Raw genomic sequence first — 17,856 nt, forward strand, 5'->3', positions numbered from 1 at the left:
AATGGAGTGGGAAACCGTCATCGGGTTGGAAGTTCACGCCCAACTCGCCACCAAGTCCAAGATATTCTCCGCCGCGGCCACCGCCTTCGGCGCCGAGCCCAATACTCAGGCCTGCGCGGTCGACTTAGGCCTGCCCGGCGTGTTGCCGGTGCTGAACGCCGAAGCCGTGCGCATGGCCGTGAAGTTCGGCCTCGCCATCGGTGCGCACATCGCGCCGCGTTCGGTGTTCGCGCGCAAGAACTACTTTTATCCCGACCTGCCCAAGGGCTACCAGATCAGCCAGTACGACCTGCCGGTGGTCGGCAATGGCCATCTCGACATCCTGGTCGACGGCGAGGCCAAGACCGTGGGCATCACCCGCGCCCACCTGGAGGAAGACGCCGGCAAGTCGCTGCACGAGGATTTCCATGGGCTGACCGGCATCGACCTGAACCGCGCCGGCACGCCGCTGCTGGAAATCGTCTCCGAGCCCGATCTGCGTTCGGCCAAGGAGGCGGTGGCCTATCTGAAGAAACTGCACGCCCTGGTGCGTTATCTGGAAATCTGCGACGGCAACATGCAGGAAGGTTCGTTCCGCTGCGACGCCAACGTATCCGTACGCCCCAAGGGACAGAAGGAATTCGGCACCCGCGCGGAAATCAAGAACGTCAATTCCTTCCGCTTCGTCGAGAAGGCCATCAACTACGAGATCGAACGGCAGATCGAGCTGATCGAATCGGGCGGCCAGGTGGTGCAGGAAACCCGGCTGTACGACGCCAACAAGGACGAAACCCGTTCCATGCGGACCAAGGAAGAGGCCAACGACTACCGCTATTTCCCCGACCCCGATTTGTTGCCGCTGGAGATCCACGGCGATTTCATCGCAGCGGTGAAGCAAGGCTTGCCGGAATTGCCGGACGAGAAGCGCGATCGCTTCGAGTCGCAATATGGCTTGAACGACTACGACGCCACCGTGCTGACCGCCACGCGCGAACTGGCCGACTACTACGAAGCCGTGGTCGAAGCGTCGAACAGCGACGCCAAGCTCTGCGCCAACTGGGTGATGGGCGATCTGTCCGCCGCACTCAACAAGGCCGGGCTGGAAATCGACCAGAGCCCGGTAGACTCCGTCCGTCTGGCCGGACTGGTGCAACGCATCGCCGACGACACCATTTCCGGCAAGATCGCCAAGCAAGTGTTCGAAGCGCTGTGGGAATCGGACAAGACCGCCGATGCCGTCATCGAGGAGCAAGGCCTCAAGCAGATCACCGACACGAGCGCCATCGAGGCCATCATCGACCAGATCATCGCCGCCAATCCGGATCAGGTGACGCAATACCGCGCCGGCAAGGACAAGCTGTTCGGCTTCTTCGTCGGCCAGGCCATGAAAGCCACCGGCGGCAAGGCCAATCCGGGCCAGCTCAACGACTTGTTGAAGGCCAAGCTGCAAGCTTAGGAAAGCCGGGCGGGCGGCTTAGCGAGCCTGAGCATGACCCGCCCGCGACGCTGTCGGCTAGCAGACGAAGTTAACGACCACCACCCGCGGTGTAAGGCGCTTCTTTATAATCCGCGCAGCCACGCGGGGTCATACAATTTTTAGGCTAGGTCAAGCAATGGGTTGGTTACTGTTGTTCGCGGCGGGTTGTTCGGAGATCGTGTTCGCTTTGAGCCTTAAATATAACGAGGGCTTCACCCGCTTATGGCCGAGCGTCATCACGGCCATTTCCGGCCTGGGCAGCTTTTATTTGCTGATGCTTTCGATCAAGACGCTGCCACTGGGAACGGCCTATGCGGTCTGGACCGGAATGGGCGCCGTGGGAGTCGCCGTCCTGGGAATCATCCTGTTCAAGGAGTCCACGGACTGGGTGAGGATGCTATCGATTTTGATGATAGTGCTGGGCATCGTCGGCTTGAAGCTCACCCACACCGAGTAACCGACCCGTCGCCGGATTCGGCAAACTCTCGGTGGACTGACGCGCCATTTCCGCGAACGGGCCTAGCTGGCTGGGAGCTCACCGTTCAGCATCGGCTTATTGCCGTCGAGGTGAACGCGGACGAAGCGGCTGCCTTCCTTGCGCACGAAGTCGGCGAACTCCTTGCTGACGATGGATGGCCGCTTACCGGCCCTCTGCACGATGTACCACTGCCGGAGGATGGGAAACGATTGCACGTCCAGGATGATGACCCGGCCGTCTTCCAGTTCCCTGTCCACGGTATGCACCGACACGATGCCCAGCCCCAGGCCGACCTCGACGCCCTGCTTGATGGCGCCGTTGGTGTTCATTTCCATGCTGTTGGCGATGTTGAAACCTTGTTCCGCCAGGAAGCGCTCCAATGAAGTCCGCGTACCTGAGCCCTGCTCCCGCATCAAAAAGGTCTCGTGCTTCAGTTCCTCGAGTGCGATGTCTCGGCGCCCGGCCAGCGGATGGTCGGGCGGGGCGATGACCACCAGGGGATTTTCCATGAATGGCTCGGCGAGCAGATCCTGGTCTTCCGGCGGCTGGCCCATGAGCACGATGTCGGCCTCGTTGTCTTCCAGCAACCGCAGCAGGCCCTTGCGGTTGGTCACCTTGAAGCTGACCTGGACCTTGGGGTAGCTGCGGCAGAAATCGGCCAGCAGGCGGATGGCGAAATAGTGCACCGTGCTGGCCACGGCCACCACCAGTTTGCCACCTTCGGTGCCTTTCAGGGCCTCGATGAGTTGTTCGGCTTCGTCCAGCTGGACGGAAATATTGCGGCTGATGCGATAGATCTCTTCGCCCGCCTGCGTCAGATAGATCTTCTTACCCAGCCGCTCGAACAGTGGCAGGCCGACCATTTCCTCGAACTGCTTGATCTGCATGGACACCGCCGGCTGCGTGAGGTAGAGCTCCTCGGCGGCACGGGTGAAGCTCAAACGCCGGGCGACCCGTTCGAAGACTTTCAGTTGGCGCAGGGTGATGTTCATGCCATGTGCTCCAAAACCGGGCCGACGTCGGCCCGGACGTTCAAGAGGTGGCCGATCTCCAGGGCCGAGACGGGACGGCCGAACAGGTAACCCTGGGCCTGATCGCACCCGTCCTGAAGCAGCCGCGTCCGCTGCGCCTCGGTTTCGACGCCTTCGGCGATGACCGAGAACTGCAGGCTGTGGCCCAGCGCGACGATGGCGCGGGCAATCGCCGCATCGTTTTCGTCATGGGCGAGGTCTCTGACGAAGCTCTGGTCGATCTTCAGCTTGTCGAAGGGCAAGCGCCTCAGGTAGGCCAGCGACGAATAGCCGGTGCCGAAATCGTCGATGGCCAGCCGGACACCCAATGCCCGTATGCCGTGCAGCAAATGGATGGCCTGTTCGGCCTCTTTCATCACGAAACTCTCGGTGATCTCCAGTTCCAGGCAGGGGGACGGCAATCCCGAGTCGGCCAGCGCCTTTTGCACCACGGCGACCAGATCACCGCGCTGTATCTGGCGGCCGGCGACGTTGACCGAGATGTAGCCGAAATCCAGCCCCTCGTCCAGCCAGGCCCGGCCTTGGCTGCATGCGGCGTGCAACACCCATTCTCCCAAGGGTACGATCAGGCCGGTTTCCTCGGCGATGCGGATGAATCGTCCAGGACCCACCAGGCCTTGCTCGGGATGGTTCCATCGCACCAAGGCTTCCAGCCCCTCGAGACGCCCGCTGCGCAAATCGATCTGGGGCTGGTAATGCAAGGTCAGCTCGTCCTGCTCGATGGCACGCCGCAACTGGCTTTCCAGCACCACATGCTCGAATGCCCGCGCGGTCAGTTCCTCGGCATAAAAACGGTAGGTGTTGCGGCCCTCCTCCTTGGCATGATACATCGCGGCGTCCGCATTGCGGAGCAACTGCGCCACCTGAACGCCGTCGCGCGGAAAGATACTGATCCCTATGCTGACGCCGATGAACAATTCGCGACCCTCGAACCAGAAGGGATGGCTCAGTGTCTGAATAAGCTTATCGGCGAGCAGGGCGGCATCCTCCTCGTGTTTGAGCTCTTCCATGATGACGGTGAATTCGTCGCCGCCCAGCCGGGCCACGGTATCCTCGCGCCTCACCGCCGCTTGCAGGCGTTCCGAAACCTGGGCCAACAGGAAGTCGCCGGCGTTGTGACCCAGGCTGTCGTTGATGTGTTTGAACCGATCCAGGTCGAGAAACAGCACCGCGATGCTGTCGCGCGACCGCTCCGCGCGCTCCAGCGCGTGCTCCATACGGGCCGTGAGCAGGAGGCGGTTGGGCAACTGGGTCAGCGGATCGTGATGCGCCAGGTGCTCCAACTGGGCCTGCGACTGCTTGAGCTGGCTGATGTCAGAAAATACGCCGACGTAATTGGCGATGTTGCCGTCGCAGTCCCTAACCACGTTGACACTCAGCCAAGCGGGATAGTCTTCCCCGCTCTTGTGCCGGTTCCACAGTTCGCCCTGCCAGGATCCGGAATCCCGTACGGACTCCCACAACTGGCGATAAAAAGGCGCGTTCTGCCGTCCCGAATAAAGGGCCCGCGGATTGCGTCCGAGGATTTCGCCTTCGCTGTAACCGGTAATTTCGCAAAATGCGCGATTGACGGTGATGATCTTGAGCTCGGCATCGGTAACCAAGACGCCTTCCCGCGTACTCTCGATGACGGTAGCGGACAAGCGCAGCCTGTCCTCCGCTCGCCGCTGCTCCGTGATGTCGCGCGTGACTGCGAGCAGGGCCCGTACCTGAGTGCGGTCGGGTGAGTTCCACAAAGGCACCGAGTGGGTTTCGAGCTGGCGTCGGGTCCCTTTCATGCCGATGATCTCGAAGCGCAGCTGCCTCGACTCACCCGCGAATACGGCCTCTACCATCGCCTGGACGTGAGGGCGGTCTTTTTCTGCGACCATGCCGAAGAGTACGCGGCCCTGAGCTTCACTCAAGCTGCCGGCCTCGATCATGGCCAGGCCGGCCGGGTTCATGTCCAGCAACCTGCCGGTGTGATCCAGCAGTTTGATGCAATGAGGATTGTGGTTGATGATGGTCCGCAGGTAGTTCTCCTGCTCACGCAGGGTTTGCTCGAAGCGCTTGCGTTCGGTGATATCCAAGGAGGTGGCGATGAGCGAAACGGGCTCTCCCTGCCCGTCGAAAGCGATACGCCCGCGCGTATCCATCACGCGAGTTTCGCCGTCGGGCAGGAGGACGCGAAACTCGATCCGGCAGGATCCTTCCGGGTGCACGATCGCTTCCTCGATTTGCCGAACCACTTTGTCGCGATCTTCCGGATGGATCGCCCGCAACAGATTCTCCCGGGTGGGCGCTACCGAATTCGGCGGATAACCCAACAGCTTATAAGTTTCCACCGACCAGATCGCCTGTCCGCTGAACAGGTCGACCTCCCAGCTCCCGATATGCGCGATGCCCTGCGCTTCCTGCAATCGGTGTTCGCTCGTCCGCAGGCGCTGTTCGGCCTGATGGCGCTCGTGGATCTCCCGCTTGAGCCGGCGGTTGAAGGTCATGAGCAGGACGATGGTGATGGCGCCGACCGCCGCCAGACCCACGCCTGCGGCCGTGTATTTCCTGAAGGTGCTCAGCTCGATGCTGGGATTGGCTTCGTAAAGAAAGTTTTTCAGCGTGTAGTCGCGCTCGAGCTGGCCCTGGCGGACATAGGTGTCCGCGATGTGGCGCCAGCGGGCCTCATGCATGTGACCGAGCTCGATGAACTCCGGCAACAGGAGTTCGCGCATGACTTGATATTCGAACCGCAAATGCGGCTCACTGCGGGTGGAGTCGAATTTTTGGATGACCGCGATCGCCTCGGCGGGGTGGGCCATCGCGTATTCCCAGCCGCGCAGGCTCGCCGCCCGGAAAGCGCGTGCCCGGCTGGGATGTTCGCGCAACTCCCGTTCGCTGGTAAACAGGTTATCGCCGTAGAAGTCCACGCCGTAGTGTTCCGGATACAGCAGGGTGACGGGGAAACCGTTCTGGCGGAAGTAGAAGGGTTGATCGGTGCGGTAGCCGGCCAGGGCCTCCAACCGTCCCGCCATCAAGCCGTCCAGATCATCGGTTTGTTCCAGCAGCTTGAATTTGTCCAGCGAGCCGCTGGCGTTCAATAACATGGGGGTTATCGAAGGAGTGCTGCTACTGGTCATCACCCGCTTGCCTTCCAAGCGCTTGGGAGTGTTGATATTCGAATGCTGGGGCACGATCAGCACGTCGGGCGAGTGCTGGAAGATGACCGCCAGCACCACCACCGGCTTGCCCTGATTCCGGTCCAGAACCAGGCCGCTCGATCCGGTGGCGAAGTCGGCGCGCCCGCTGAGCACTTCGTCGACGAAGTCGACGTCCGGGCCACCTTCCCTGATCTCTACGTCCAGCCCGGCCTGCCGGTAATACCCCAGTTCCTGGGCCATGTAATATCCGGCGAACTGAAACGCGTGCCGCCACTTCAGTTGCAGCGTCACGTGCTCCTGAGCCATGGCCGGCGGGCAGGCCAGCCATGTCAGTACGGCAACGACGAGCGTACGCACCCTCAAAGTCAACCGGACACTCCGCGTGCGGTATCGTCCAGGGTGAACATCGTCCCTGGTTTCAGCCCCAGAAGAACATCGGCCCTGCCCCGATTAACGGCGATTTCGACCAGGCCCATCGAATTGCAGTACCAGAAAGCCTTGCCTTCCGGGACGCCGCAGAAGGTAGGGGCTTGTGTGAGTCGGTAATTGTTCACGCATACGATTTGGCCCTCCAAAGCGGCCGAGTAACGCAGGCCGGTGAGCGCGTTGCCGTAATGATCGAGGTAAACGATGCCGTAAAAATCGGCCGGCCAGGCCCGCAGGTCGGGACCGTTCCAGACCCTGAAAGCCCAGGCCCAGTCGTCCTGGGCGATGCGGGCGGCGATGGGAGCAAACAGATCGCGCCCGTGAAAACTGGCTGAAAGTTTGTCGGGTCGCCATTCTATGATGTGCCACCGGACATCGGTCGCCCGCGCGGCCACGCCGTTGAGCAAGCCGTTGTCAGGTCCCACGAAACGACGCCCATCGGCCTCGAGCACCACCGCGTGGCGGTCGCCCCCGACTCCTGGATCGACCACGCAGAGGAAGGTCGCGCCGCGGGGCTGCGTATGCGCCAAGGCGTCCAGGAGATAACCGGCGGGGAGTGGGTCGGCGGGTGCGTTGCTGAGCAGGTTCACGATATCCACACCGGAGGCCAGGCGCCGTAGCACGGCTTCGACCTGACCCAGGTAAGGCCCTTCCGCACCGAAATCGGTGTACAACAAGATCATGCCGAGCCGATTCGACCGTCAGAGATCGTCGGCGGGCGGGGCCAAACGTTCGATATGTTCCCTGTCTTGATCCAGAACTTGTTGCTCCGCCTCGGCGGCGCGCCGGGTAAAGAAACGCGAAAACAGCAAACCGAGCTCGAACAGCAGCCAAATGGGTATCGACAGCAAGGTTTGCGAAACGACGTCGGGCGGCGTCAGGAGCATACCGATGATAAAGGCTCCCACGATGACATAAGGCCTTTTTTCGGCCATATCCTCACGCGACACGATGCCCGACCAGACGAGCAGGATGGTCGCGATGGGAACCTCGAAAGAGATGCCGAAGGCGAAGAATATCGTCAGCACGAAATCCAGGTATTGGCTGATATCCGTCATGACCGTGACCCCCACGGGCGCCGCTGCGGTCATGAAGCCGAAGATCAAGGGAAATACCACGTAATAGGCGAAGGCCATGCCCCCGTAGAACAGGAAGGTGCTGGCGACCAGCAGCGGCAGGATCAGGCGCCGCTCATGCCGGTACAAACCCGGCGCGACGAAGGCCCAGCCTTGATAGAGGATATAGGGGATGGCCAGGAACACCGACACCATCGCCGTTAATTTGAACGGCGTGAGGAAAGGCGAGGCCACCTCGATGGCGATCATCTGCGAGCCGGCCGGCATGTGCTTTAGCAGGGGGCCGGCCAAATAGCTGTAAATGTCGTTTGCGTAATACGCCAGCCCGATGAACAGGATGAGTACCGCGACGATCGCCCTCAGCAGCCGGTCGCGCAGTTCGATCAGATGCGCGATGAAGGGCTGCTCCGCGACATCGATATCAGGCTTGGCCATCACCACCCTCCGTGTCTTTCGGCGCGGCGCGGGCGATCTGCTTGAGCTCTATGCGTTCGCTCAATTCGTTTTCCAGATTGCGCTTTTGCCTGGCCATGGTTTGCTGGATGTCTTGCAGATCCAGCTCATGGTTGATTTCCTCCTTGACGGACGATACCACCGAACGGGCTTTTCTGATCCATAACGCGGCTTCGCGGGCCACGCGCGGCAGTCGTTCGGGACCGAACACCAAAAGCGCGATCAAGCCCACCAGCACCAATTCCCAGAAGCCGATATCAAACATGGAGGGCGGCTCGCTCAGGCCTCACTTTTGTTCTCGGGTTTGGCTTGGCCTTCGGTGGTGGTTTCGTCCTCACGCTTGCTCTCGCCGTCGCTCATGGCGCTGCGAAAGCTCTTGATGGCGCTGCCCAGATCACCGCCTATGCCGCGCAGACGTTTGGTGCCGAAAACGACCAGTACGATCAAAAAGATGAGTAGCAATTCCCAAACGCCTATGCCCATGATGATGCTCCGCTAGCAATGTTAAGTGATTTATGAAAAGACAGCTTGCGCCCGATTTAAGTGGCTAAAAATAACCCGAAACGGAGTCACGCGATAGTTGATCGTGGCCGGTTCATATATCCATGTTATCTAGACTGGAGATGCGGGGCTCCTTGCGTCCGCTGGATTCGATCAGATAGAAGGGCTCCTGGGTCATAGCCTGGCGCAGTTTTTCGCGAACTTCGTCGGCGGCATACTCGGCCTTGACGTGGATAACCACGAGCGGCAGGGACACGGCCTCGCAGATCCGCTTGAGCGGATCGCCCTGCTCGGCCTGCCGGGCCGGGTTGGTTTTATCGTACAACACGATGGCACACAGCACTGCCAAGCTTTTCTTGTCGCACAGCACGAAATCGAAGTAGCGTCCCGCCAGCGGGTTAAAGCTCGAACGGCCATGGCCCCGACCGGCGATTTTCTTCGCCAGCACAATATCCGCCACCGGTATCTTGCCGAAAATTTCGTAATCGTTGCCCATGGCCTCCTTGAGCACCGGGTGGAATGCCCGGTCATCCGCCGAGAACAAATGGGCGCGCTTGTGGTAAGGGTTACGCACGATGCGCGCGCCATGACGCGACCACGTTTTCAGCAACAAGGGCAGCAGGATCATTGCGGCAACGGCCGCGAAGATAAACCAGGTCATTTAGGTCGACGCTCCAGCCAGCCCGAGGAACGGGCGGCACGGTGTAAGTGAGGGATCCGATAAGCAAAGATTCTGCCAGAAGGGCCGAGCGTTGGCTATGGCGTGCGCCCGATAAGTCGGTATCGAGTCCCGGAAAGCCGAGCGTTCGGCCTCAGTCGTCGACCACGAACATTTTGTCGTGCTGGCCGGAGTATTTTTCGATGCCGCCTTCCTCGCCCAGCTTGATCATCAGGCGTACTTCGTTCTTGGAATCGGCCGAGTGGAGCGCGTCTTCGTAGGTGATCTTGCCTGCCTTGTACAGGTCGTATAGCGCCTGATCGAAGGTCAACATACCTTGTTCGCGCGATTGTTTCATCAACTCCTTGAGCTTGTGAACCTCGCCCTTGCGGATCAGGTCGGAGGCCAGCGGCGTATTGATGAGGATCTCGATCGCCGGATAACGCCCCTTGCCGTCGGCCCGCTTGATGAGCTGCTGAGCGACGATGGCCCGCATATTCAGGGACAGGTCCATGAACAACTGGGGATGCATGTCCTCCGGGAAAAAGTGCAGGATGCGGTCCAGCGCCTGGTTGGCGTTGTTGGCGTGCAGCGTGCTGAGGCACAGATGGCCCGTCTCGGCGAAGGTGATGGCCTGCTGCATGGTTTCGCGGGTGCGGATTTCGCCGATCAGGATGACATTGGGAGCTTGTCGCAGCGTGTTTTTCAGCGCCACCTCGTAGGATTCCGTGTCTATGCCCACCTCGCGCTGGCTGACGATACAGCCGGCGTGCGGATGCACGTATTCCAGTGGATCCTCGATGGTGATGATATGGCCGGAGGAATGCTCGTTGCGGTATTTGACCATGGCGGCCAGCGAGGTCGATTTACCGGTGCCGGTGGCGCCGACGAAGAGGATCAGACCACGCTTGGTCATCGACAACTCGTTGAGGATGGGCGGCAGGTTCAAGTCCTCGACGGTGGGAATGTGGGTCTCGATGCGGCGCAGGACGACGCCGGGCGTGTCGCGCTGGATGTAGGCGCTGACGCGGAAACGCCCCAAACCTTCGGCCGCGATGGCAAAATTGCATTCCTTGGTGTTTTCGAACTCGTCGATCTGGCGTTGACTCATGATGCTGTAGATCAGCTGCTTGGCCTGATCGGCACTGAGCTTGGTGCTCGCAATCGGCTGTATGGCCCCGTCGACCTTGAGGCAGGGCTCCTTGCCGGGAATGATGAACAGGTCCGACGCCTTCTTGTGCGCCATGAGCATGAGCAGGGATTGGAATTCCATCGACATTCTCCGGTTGTATCAGAAGGCGGCCTTGTTGACGGCCCGGGTGCGGGCGGTCTGACGCGCGACGACGCCTTTTTCGACGAGCTCGGTGAGGTGCTGATCCAGGGTTTGCATGCCGTCCTTGCGGCCGGTCTGTATGGCGGAATACATCTGCGCGACCTTGTCTTCGCGTATCAGATTGCGGATGGCAGGCGTGCCGACCATGATCTCCCAGGCCGCGGTGCGGCCGCCGGCCACCTTTTTCAGCAGGGTCTGGGCGATGACGGCCTGCAGGGACTCCGACAGCATGGAACGTATCATGCTTTTTTCGGCGGCGGGGAACACGTCGATGATGCGGTCTATGGTCTTGGCCGCCGAGGTCGTGTGCAGGGTGCCGAATACGAGATGGCCGGTTTCCGCCGCGGTTAGCGCCAGGCGTATGGTTTCCAGGTCGCGCATTTCGCCTACCAGGATGATATCGGGGTCTTCGCGCAGGGCCGACCGGAGCGCTTCGTTGAACCCCAGGGTGTCGCGATGAACCTCGCGCTGGTTGATCAGCGATTTCTTGCTCTGATGCACGAACTCGATGGGGTCCTCGATGGTGAGGATATGCGAATAGTCGTTGCTGTTGATGTAGTCGATCATCGCCGCCAGCGTGGTCGACTTGCCCGAACCGGTGGGGCCGGTCACCAGGATCAGGCCGCGCGGATGACGGGTGACATCCTGGAAGAACTGCGGGCAGTTCAACTCTTCCAAGGTCAGCACCTTGGACGGAATGGTACGGAATACCCCCGCCGCGCCGCGATCCTGGTTGAAGGCATTGACGCGAAAGCGCGCCACGCCGGGCAGGTCGAAGGAAAAGTCGGTTTCGAAGAACTCCTCGTAATCGCGGCGTTGCTTGTCGTTCATGATGTCGTAGATCAAGGCATGTACTTCCTTGTGCTCCAGCGGCGGCACGTTGATGCGCCGAATATCGCCGTCCACACGTATCATGGGCGGCAGGCCGGAAGAGAGATGCAAGTCGGAGGCCCCGTTCTTGACGGAAAAGGCGAGCAGTTCGGCGATATCCATGGATGTTCTCGGGTCGTAGCTTGAAGGGTTGGGCCGGCGGCGGGTACTCTGCGCGTTAACCGCGGGAAGTATAGACAAAGGCATGACAACGACGACCACACTCGAGAGCCGGCTGGCCGCCGTGCGCCAACGCATCACCGACGCCGAAACCCGAGCCGGACGTCCGGCCGGCTCGGTCCGCCTGATCGCCGTCAGCAAGACTCATCCGGCGGAGGCGATCGCCGAGGCTTATCGCCTGGGACAGCGCGATTTCGGCGAAAACTATCTGCAGGAAGCCCTGGACAAACAAGCCGCGCTCGACGAACCGGGCATCGTCTGGCATTTCATAGGGCCCATCCAGTCCAACAAGACCCGCCCCATCGCCGAGCACTTCGATTGGGTGCATAGCGTCGACCGGCTCAAGGTGGCGGAACGCCTCGACGCGCAACGGCCGGCCGACAAGCCGCCCCTCAATATCTGCCTACAAGTCAATGTCAGCGGTGAAGCCAGCAAATCCGGGGTCGATTTCGCCGAGTTGCCGGCCCTGGCCCAATCCATTAGTGGCCTGCCCCACTTGCGTCTGCGCGGCCTGATGACCATTCCCGCCCCCACTGTAGATCCCGCAGCACAGCACGCTGCATTCCGGGCCCTACGGCAGGCGATGGAAGATCTGGCGCTCGACGATCTGGATACGCTGTCCATGGGCATGTCGGACGATCTCGAAGTCGCCGTCGCCGAAGGTGCGACCCTTGTGCGCATAGGTACCGCCATCTTCGGCGCCCGGGCCAGACCGCTGGGTTAAACTATCCCCTTTTTCACGCTGATGCTTATGAAACAACAGACGATAGGCTTTCTCGGCGCCGGCAATATGGCGAGCAGCCTGATTGCCGGCTTGGTGGCCGATGGCTACGCAGCCAGCAACATCACGGCATCCGATTCCGACCCCGCCAAGCTGGCCGAACTGGCGCGGCGCTACGGCATCGCGACCACGGCCGACAATCGCGAACTGGTCGAGCGATCGCAGATTTTGGTTTTGGCGGTCAAACCTCAGGTCTTGCAGGTGGTGGCCAGGGAAATCGCGGATGCCGTACAGAAGAAGAAGCCGCTGGTAATTTCCCTGGCGGCCGGTATCGCCGAACGCGATATCGAGCGCTGGCTGGGCGGCGAGGTGGATTTGGTGCGGTGCATGCCCAACACTCCCGCGCTGGTCAAAACCGGGGCGACGGCCCTGCATGGCAGCGAGCGCATCAGCGCCGAACAACGCAGCCGCGCCGAAGCGGTGTTGCGGGCCGTGGGACTGGCCGTGTGGGTAGAGCGGGAAGAACTGCTCGACGCCGTGACCGCTCTGTCCGGCAGCGGTCCCGCCTATTACTTCCTGTTGATGGAAGCCATGGAAGAAGCGGCAATCCGCCTGGGCCTGGAAGCCGAGACGGCACGCTTGTTGACGCAACAAACCGCCTTGGGCGCGGCGCGTCTGGCGATCGAGTCCGACGAGTCGCCTGCCGAACTCCGGAAACGGGTGACCTCGCCTCACGGCACCACGGAAAAGGCCATCGCCAGCTTCGAAAGCGGCAATTTTCGCGGCTTGGTCTTGGCGGCCATGGAGGCGGCCCGCAACCGGGCCGGTGAGCTCAGCCGCGAACTGGGAGGTGACGCATGAATGCCGCGTACCTGGCCAGCCCGGCCATATTCCTGGTCGATACCTTATTCGGCCTCTACCTGTTCGCCTTGATGCTGCGCTTCCTCTTGCAGTGGGTCGAAGCGGATTTTTACAACCCGATCTCCCAGTTTCTGGTCAAGCTGACGCATCCGCCCTTGCGACTGTTGCGCCGTTTCATTCCTTCGATCGGGCGCATCGATACGGCGGCCATCGTGTTGATGCTGGGCCTGCAAATACTGGCCGGCTACCTGTTATTCCTGCTGCAGGGAATTTCGACGAGTGCCCCGGCGCTGGTCGTATGGTCAGTCGAGCAACTGCTGGAAATGCTGATCGATATCTTCTTTTTCGCCATCATCATTCGCGCCTTGCTGAGCTGGTTCGGCAACCTTTCCTACAATCCCGCGGCCAACCTTCTGTTCGATCTCACCGAGCCCTTGTTGCGCAGTTGCCGGCGTCTTTTGCCGCCCTTCGGTGGCGTCGACCTTACACCGCTGGTCGCATTGGTCGCCATACAATTGATCAAAATGCTGGCCTTCCCGCCCCTGCAGCAACTCGCCGCGGCCTTGAACTAAGCGCGCATGCCCCGACTGGAGGGCGGATAGACCCGACCGGGAATTGGTCTACACTGTTTCCTCGTAAGTCGCGCCGCCTCGAAGTCGGCGCTCGGTCGATGGCAAAGCAGTCGAGAACCATACATGAGCAGCACCGTAGAGCTCGAGGAAAAACTGAAAGATTACGGCCAGTGGCGGGAGCAGTTGATTCAAGGCATGGATCGCTACCAGTCCTGGCTGGAGTCCAATCAGCTATTGACCGATCAAGTTAGGGAAACCCTGCAAGGCATGGCCGAGAGCCTGCGCACCGAACGCTTGGTCGTGGCATTCGCGGCCGAGTTTTCCCGGGGCAAGACCGAACTGATCAACTCCCTGTTTTTCTCGGATACGGGTGTACGCCTACTACCGTCTTCGCCCGGGCGCACGACGATGTGCCCGACCGAAATTTTTTGGGATGCCGAAGGGGGCAGCTATATCCGCGTGCTGTCCATAGAGACGCGTCTGAGCGATGCCACCCTGGCCGAATACAAGCATCGTCCCGCCAGTTGGCTGGAGATCGAGCTCGATCACAACTCGCCCGTGCAAATGCAGGAAGCCTTTCAGGAGCTCGCGGCGACCAAGAAGGTGCCTTTGGAGGAGGCCCGGCGGCTCGGGCTCTACAGCGAGGACCTGCACCCCGGCCAGAGTCTTCCGCCCGAAATGGTGGAAATTCCCTGCTGGCGCCACGCCCTGATCAGCTTCCCCCATCATCTGCTCAAGCAGGGGCTGTGCATCCTCGATACGCCGGGCCTCAACGCCCTGGGTACCGAGCCCGAACTCACCCTCAACATGTTGCCGGGCGCGCAGGCCGTGGTATTCGTGCTGGCGGCGGACACCGGCGTGACCAAGAGCGATCTGGACATGTGGCAGAACCACGTGCGCGGCTCGCGTCATAACCATCCCGGCGGACTCGCCGTCGTGATGAACAAGATCGACTCCATGTGGGGCGATTTGCAGGGCGAGGAAGCCATCGAAAAATCCTTGGCCACCCAGATCGCCAGCACGGCCAAGATACTCGAAGTCGACGAACATTCGATATTTCCGATATCGGCCAAACAAGCCCTGCTGGCCAAGGTGAAGGGCGACGAGGCATTGCTGGAGCGCAGCCGGCTCAAGACGGTCGAGGATTATCTGGCCAACCAGGTGGTGAAATCGCGCAAACAGATCTTGCACGACGCGGTGGCGCGGCACGTCGGCCAACTGGTCGATCAAAGCGCCACGGTGATCGAAGACGAAATGATAGACGCCAAGCGCCAGTTGCTGGACATGCGCAAGATCGATGTCAAGAACCAGACGATGACCCGCAAGCTGATGGAGGAAACACGGGATCAGCAGGCGCATTATCTGTCCAGCGTCGACAGTTTTCAGGCAAGCCGGCGGGTCTTCATCGTGCAGGTCAAATTGCTGGTCGAAGCCTTGTCGTCCGACGCCATCGATCCCCTCGTGCGCGCCAAGCGCAAGGAAATGGCCGGCAGCCTCACCACGATGGGCATGAAAGCGGCCATGCGCAACATCCTGGATGAACTGCGCCTGATACTGGAGAAAGCGGCCGCCATCGCAGAGGAAAACCGGCGCTTGGTGAAGGCCATCTACGGCCGCTTCCAGGACGAACACGGCTTTACGGACATCGCTCCCGTCCTGTTCAGCTTCAAAAAATACGAGCGGGAGCTGGACCGTATTTTTCAGGAAGGCGAGGACTTCAGAAACAGCACCGCTTCCACGTTAATGGAACAAAGCCTGGTCGTACAAAAGCTTTACGGCACCATCATCGCCAACGCACGCGAGTTGTTCGCCCAGGCCCACAGGGACGCCAAGGGCTGGAGCGCGGCCGCCTTGGCCCCGCTCATCCATAAGATCAAGGACCACAAGCGGGTGATCGAGAGCCGCTTGGAAGTGCTGCGCAAGGTGAACGAGTCGGCCGAATCGCTAGACAGCGAAATCGCGGAATTGGAGCGTAAGCTGGAGCCCTTGGAAGCCCAGTATCGTGAGCTCACCGAAATCCGGCGGATGCTGGATATGGAAGGGCATGCCACGCCCTTCGGCCAGACGCGGAGGAACGAACCTAAGGCAGCTTGACGGCCTTTGTCACTCGGGCGACGGACTGGACACGGGTCCGCCGCTTACAATCGGACGAAAAGTAGATCCCAGACCCCATGCCCTAGCCCGTGTCCGCGCGATTCGAACTTGGTCAGCGGGCGATAATCCGGGCGCGGGCTGTACTGGCCTTGCCCCGCGAGATTGCGCAGAGCCGGATTTTCCCCCAGCACGTCCAGCATCTGCACCGCATAATCCTCCCAGTCGGTCGCACAGTGGAATAGGCCCCCCGCTTCGAGTTTTTGGCTGGCGAGCGCCACGAATTCGGTATTGATCAACCGCCGCTTGTGATGCCTCTTCTTGGGCCAAGGATCGGGAAAAAACACCTGCAGACCCGCCAGGCTGGCATCCGCGATGACCCGGTTCATGACTTCGACGGCGTCGGCGCAAAAAATTCGCACATTGTTCAACTGCCGTTCATGCAATTGCAGCAATAGATGGCCCACCCCCGGCCGGTGGACCTCCACGCCGATGAAATCCCGCTCGGGCGCCTCGGCGGCCATGCGGGCCAGGCTTTCGCCATTACCGAAGCCGATTTCCAGGGTCAATGGGGCGGCTCTCCCAAACGTTTTCAATGGATCGAGCGCTTGCTGGGCATCGAGCCCGTAGTGTGGCCAAAGCTCGCGCAATGCCTGCTCTTGGGCCTGCGTGAGCCGGCCCTGGCGCAATACGAAGCTCTTGATTCTTGTATGCAATTCGCTGGGGGTATCGTTCAGAGTCATGGTGGGCTCGTGATTCCAAAATAGGTTCGAGTGGATCGGGAGCGACGGCGCGCGGCTTATCCGGAAAGCGGGCCGCCGGTTGAGGGGTATGCGTATTTATTTCTGGGAGTAGAGCCAGTGCCGCATGCGCGCGATGCCTTCGGCCAGACGATCAACCGATGCGGTGTAGGCGAAGCGCAGGTGGCGCCGCGCCTCATGGCTGCCGAAATCTCGGCCCGGTGTGACGGCCACATGGGCGTCTTCGAGCAGACGCCAGGCCAGTTCGAAACTGTCGTCGCTCCAGCGGCTGCAGTCGGCGTAGACATAGAACGCCCCCTCGGGACGAACCGGGATGTCGAACCCCAGACCGCTGAGCTCGTGCAGGAGAAAATCACGCCGCACCGCAAACTCGCGTCGCCGGCCTTCCAACTCGTCCAGATTGGCGGGGCTGAAGGCGGCCAGCGCCGCCATCTGCGAATGCGTCGGAGCCGAAATGAACAGGTTTTGCGCCAGCCGCTCTGCCGCGTCCACGAAGTCGTCAGGCACGATCGCCCATCCCAAGCGCCAGCCCGTCATGCCGAAATATTTCGAAAAACTGTTGACCACGAAAGCCCGATCGGAAAACTCCAGGGCGCTATGCGCCCGTTCGCCGTAGACCAAGCCGTGATAAATCTCGTCGGATAGCCAGAACGCATCCCGTTCGTCGAGCAATCCGGCGATTTCGCGCAGACTTGCTCCGCTCGCCAGCGTGCCCGTCGGATTCGAGGGGGAGGCCATGACGACACCGCGGGTTGTCGGCGCCCAGTGCCGGCTCAGCAAGCGGGCATCGAACTGGAAATTCGACGCCGCCCCTACCGGTACCAGCCGCGGTTCACCACCGAACAGTCGCACGAAGTTGGGGTAACAGGGATAGCCCGGATCGGACAAGAGCACTTCATCACCCCGCTCCAGCAGCCCCGCCAGGATCAGGGTAAAGGCACCGGAAGCGCCCGGCGTCACGAAGATGCGCCGGGCAGGCAGATGTACGCCGTAGCGATCGGCATAAAACCGGGCGATGGCGGCACGCAAATCGGGCAATCCGGCGGCGGGCGTATATTTCACCTCGCCGCCGCGGATGGACTCGATTCCAGCGCTCACCACCTCGGCTGGCGTAGGGAAGTCCGGCTCTCCGATTTCCATGTGGACCACGTCGGCACCTTCGGCTTCCAAAGCCTTGGCGCGGCGCAACAATTCCATGACGTAGAAAGGCTGTATCTTATCGAGCTGGCTCACGCGGGCAATTTTTGACGGGGT

Annotated in this window: 17 protein-coding genes; 6 read left to right on the forward strand and 11 right to left on the reverse strand. The window is 60.9% G+C overall.

The features are described 5' to 3' along the window. Position 1: 1 nt before the first annotated feature. Entirely contained in the window at positions 2-1,435 is a 1,434-nt protein-coding gene (gene gatB / locus JWZ97_RS12970) for an Asp-tRNA(Asn)/Glu-tRNA(Gln) amidotransferase subunit GatB (RefSeq protein ID WP_205429895.1), read from the forward strand. 157 nt (positions 1,436-1,592) lie between these two features. Further along, positions 1,593-1,913, forward strand: a complete 321-nt coding sequence (locus tag JWZ97_RS12975) for a multidrug efflux SMR transporter (RefSeq protein ID WP_205429897.1) — start codon at positions 1,593-1,595, stop codon at positions 1,911-1,913. 62 nt (positions 1,914-1,975) lie between these two features. Here the strand turns inward: JWZ97_RS12975 and JWZ97_RS12980 are convergent, their stop codons facing one another. From JWZ97_RS12980 to JWZ97_RS13020, 9 genes are all read right to left on the reverse strand, one after another. Continuing rightward, positions 1,976-2,926 carry a LysR family transcriptional regulator gene (locus tag JWZ97_RS12980; protein ID WP_205429898.1) on the reverse strand — a complete coding sequence of 317 codons (951 nt, stop codon included), beginning with the start codon at positions 2,924-2,926 and terminating at the stop codon, positions 1,976-1,978. Beyond that, entirely contained in the window at positions 2,923-6,468 is a 3,546-nt protein-coding gene (locus tag JWZ97_RS12985; RefSeq protein ID WP_205429900.1) for an EAL domain-containing protein, read from the reverse strand. Before JWZ97_RS12985 ends, JWZ97_RS12980 begins: the two co-directional genes overlap by 4 nt. Beyond that, positions 6,465-7,208 carry an S-adenosyl-l-methionine hydroxide adenosyltransferase family protein gene (locus JWZ97_RS12990; protein WP_205429902.1) on the reverse strand — a complete coding sequence of 248 codons (744 nt, stop codon included), beginning with the start codon at positions 7,206-7,208 and terminating at the stop codon, positions 6,465-6,467. Before JWZ97_RS12990 ends, JWZ97_RS12985 begins: the two co-directional genes overlap by 4 nt. Positions 7,209-7,226: 18 nt before the next feature. After that, positions 7,227-8,036, reverse strand: coding sequence for a twin-arginine translocase subunit TatC (gene tatC, locus JWZ97_RS12995; RefSeq protein ID WP_205429912.1), 810 nt, complete (start codon positions 8,034-8,036; stop codon positions 7,227-7,229). Further along, positions 8,023-8,319: a Sec-independent protein translocase protein TatB gene (tatB, locus tag JWZ97_RS13000; RefSeq protein WP_205429914.1), complete on the reverse strand. Its 297-nt coding sequence runs from the start codon at positions 8,317-8,319 to the stop codon at positions 8,023-8,025. The genes tatC and tatB overlap by 14 nt, the downstream gene beginning before the upstream one ends. A gap of 14 nt (positions 8,320-8,333) precedes the next feature. Continuing rightward, positions 8,334-8,537, reverse strand: coding sequence for a twin-arginine translocase TatA/TatE family subunit (tatA, locus tag JWZ97_RS13005; protein WP_205429916.1), 204 nt, complete (start codon positions 8,535-8,537; stop codon positions 8,334-8,336). A 112-nt stretch (positions 8,538-8,649) separates the two neighbouring features. Beyond that, positions 8,650-9,216 carry a DUF2726 domain-containing protein gene (locus tag JWZ97_RS13010; protein WP_205429918.1) on the reverse strand — a complete coding sequence of 189 codons (567 nt, stop codon included), beginning with the start codon at positions 9,214-9,216 and terminating at the stop codon, positions 8,650-8,652. 151 nt (positions 9,217-9,367) lie between these two features. Continuing rightward, a complete protein-coding gene (locus tag JWZ97_RS13015; protein WP_205429920.1) occupies positions 9,368-10,486 on the reverse strand; it encodes a PilT/PilU family type 4a pilus ATPase in 1,119 nt (372 codons plus the stop codon). A gap of 18 nt (positions 10,487-10,504) precedes the next feature. Further along, complete coding sequence (locus JWZ97_RS13020; RefSeq protein WP_205429921.1) at positions 10,505-11,539, reverse strand: type IV pilus twitching motility protein PilT; 1,035 nt, start codon at positions 11,537-11,539, stop codon at positions 10,505-10,507. An 82-nt stretch (positions 11,540-11,621) separates the two neighbouring features. Between JWZ97_RS13020 and JWZ97_RS13025 the strand changes: the two genes are divergently transcribed. From JWZ97_RS13025 to JWZ97_RS13040, 4 genes are all read left to right on the forward strand, one after another. Then, positions 11,622-12,320, forward strand: a complete 699-nt coding sequence (locus tag JWZ97_RS13025) for a YggS family pyridoxal phosphate-dependent enzyme (RefSeq protein WP_205429923.1) — start codon at positions 11,622-11,624, stop codon at positions 12,318-12,320. A gap of 27 nt (positions 12,321-12,347) precedes the next feature. Continuing rightward, entirely contained in the window at positions 12,348-13,178 is an 831-nt protein-coding gene (gene proC, locus JWZ97_RS13030) for a pyrroline-5-carboxylate reductase (RefSeq protein WP_205429925.1), read from the forward strand. Beyond that, on the forward strand, positions 13,175-13,750 hold the full coding sequence (locus JWZ97_RS13035) for a YggT family protein (protein ID WP_205429927.1): 576 nt from the start codon (positions 13,175-13,177) through the stop codon (positions 13,748-13,750). Before proC ends, JWZ97_RS13035 begins: the two co-directional genes overlap by 4 nt. A 123-nt stretch (positions 13,751-13,873) precedes the next feature. Further along, positions 13,874-15,844 (forward strand): dynamin family protein, encoded by a 1,971-nt coding sequence (locus tag JWZ97_RS13040; protein ID WP_205429929.1) that lies wholly within the window; start codon positions 13,874-13,876, stop codon positions 15,842-15,844. 44 nt (positions 15,845-15,888) lie between these two features. Here JWZ97_RS13040 and trmB read toward each other — a convergent pair whose 3' ends face one another. Together trmB and JWZ97_RS13050 are read right to left on the reverse strand one after the other, a co-directional pair. Beyond that, the gene (gene trmB, locus JWZ97_RS13045) at positions 15,889-16,584 is read right to left on the reverse strand and encodes a tRNA (guanosine(46)-N7)-methyltransferase TrmB (protein ID WP_205429931.1); all 696 of its coding nucleotides are present in this window, start codon (positions 16,582-16,584) and stop codon (positions 15,889-15,891) included. A 96-nt stretch (positions 16,585-16,680) separates the two neighbouring features. Further along, entirely contained in the window at positions 16,681-17,835 is a 1,155-nt protein-coding gene (locus tag JWZ97_RS13050; RefSeq protein WP_240342342.1) for an aminotransferase class I/II-fold pyridoxal phosphate-dependent enzyme, read from the reverse strand. Positions 17,836-17,856: the final 21 nt, after the last annotated feature.

This window comes from Methylococcus sp. EFPC2, from assembly GCF_016925495.1.
Classification (GTDB): domain Bacteria; phylum Pseudomonadota; class Gammaproteobacteria; order Methylococcales; family Methylococcaceae; genus EFPC2.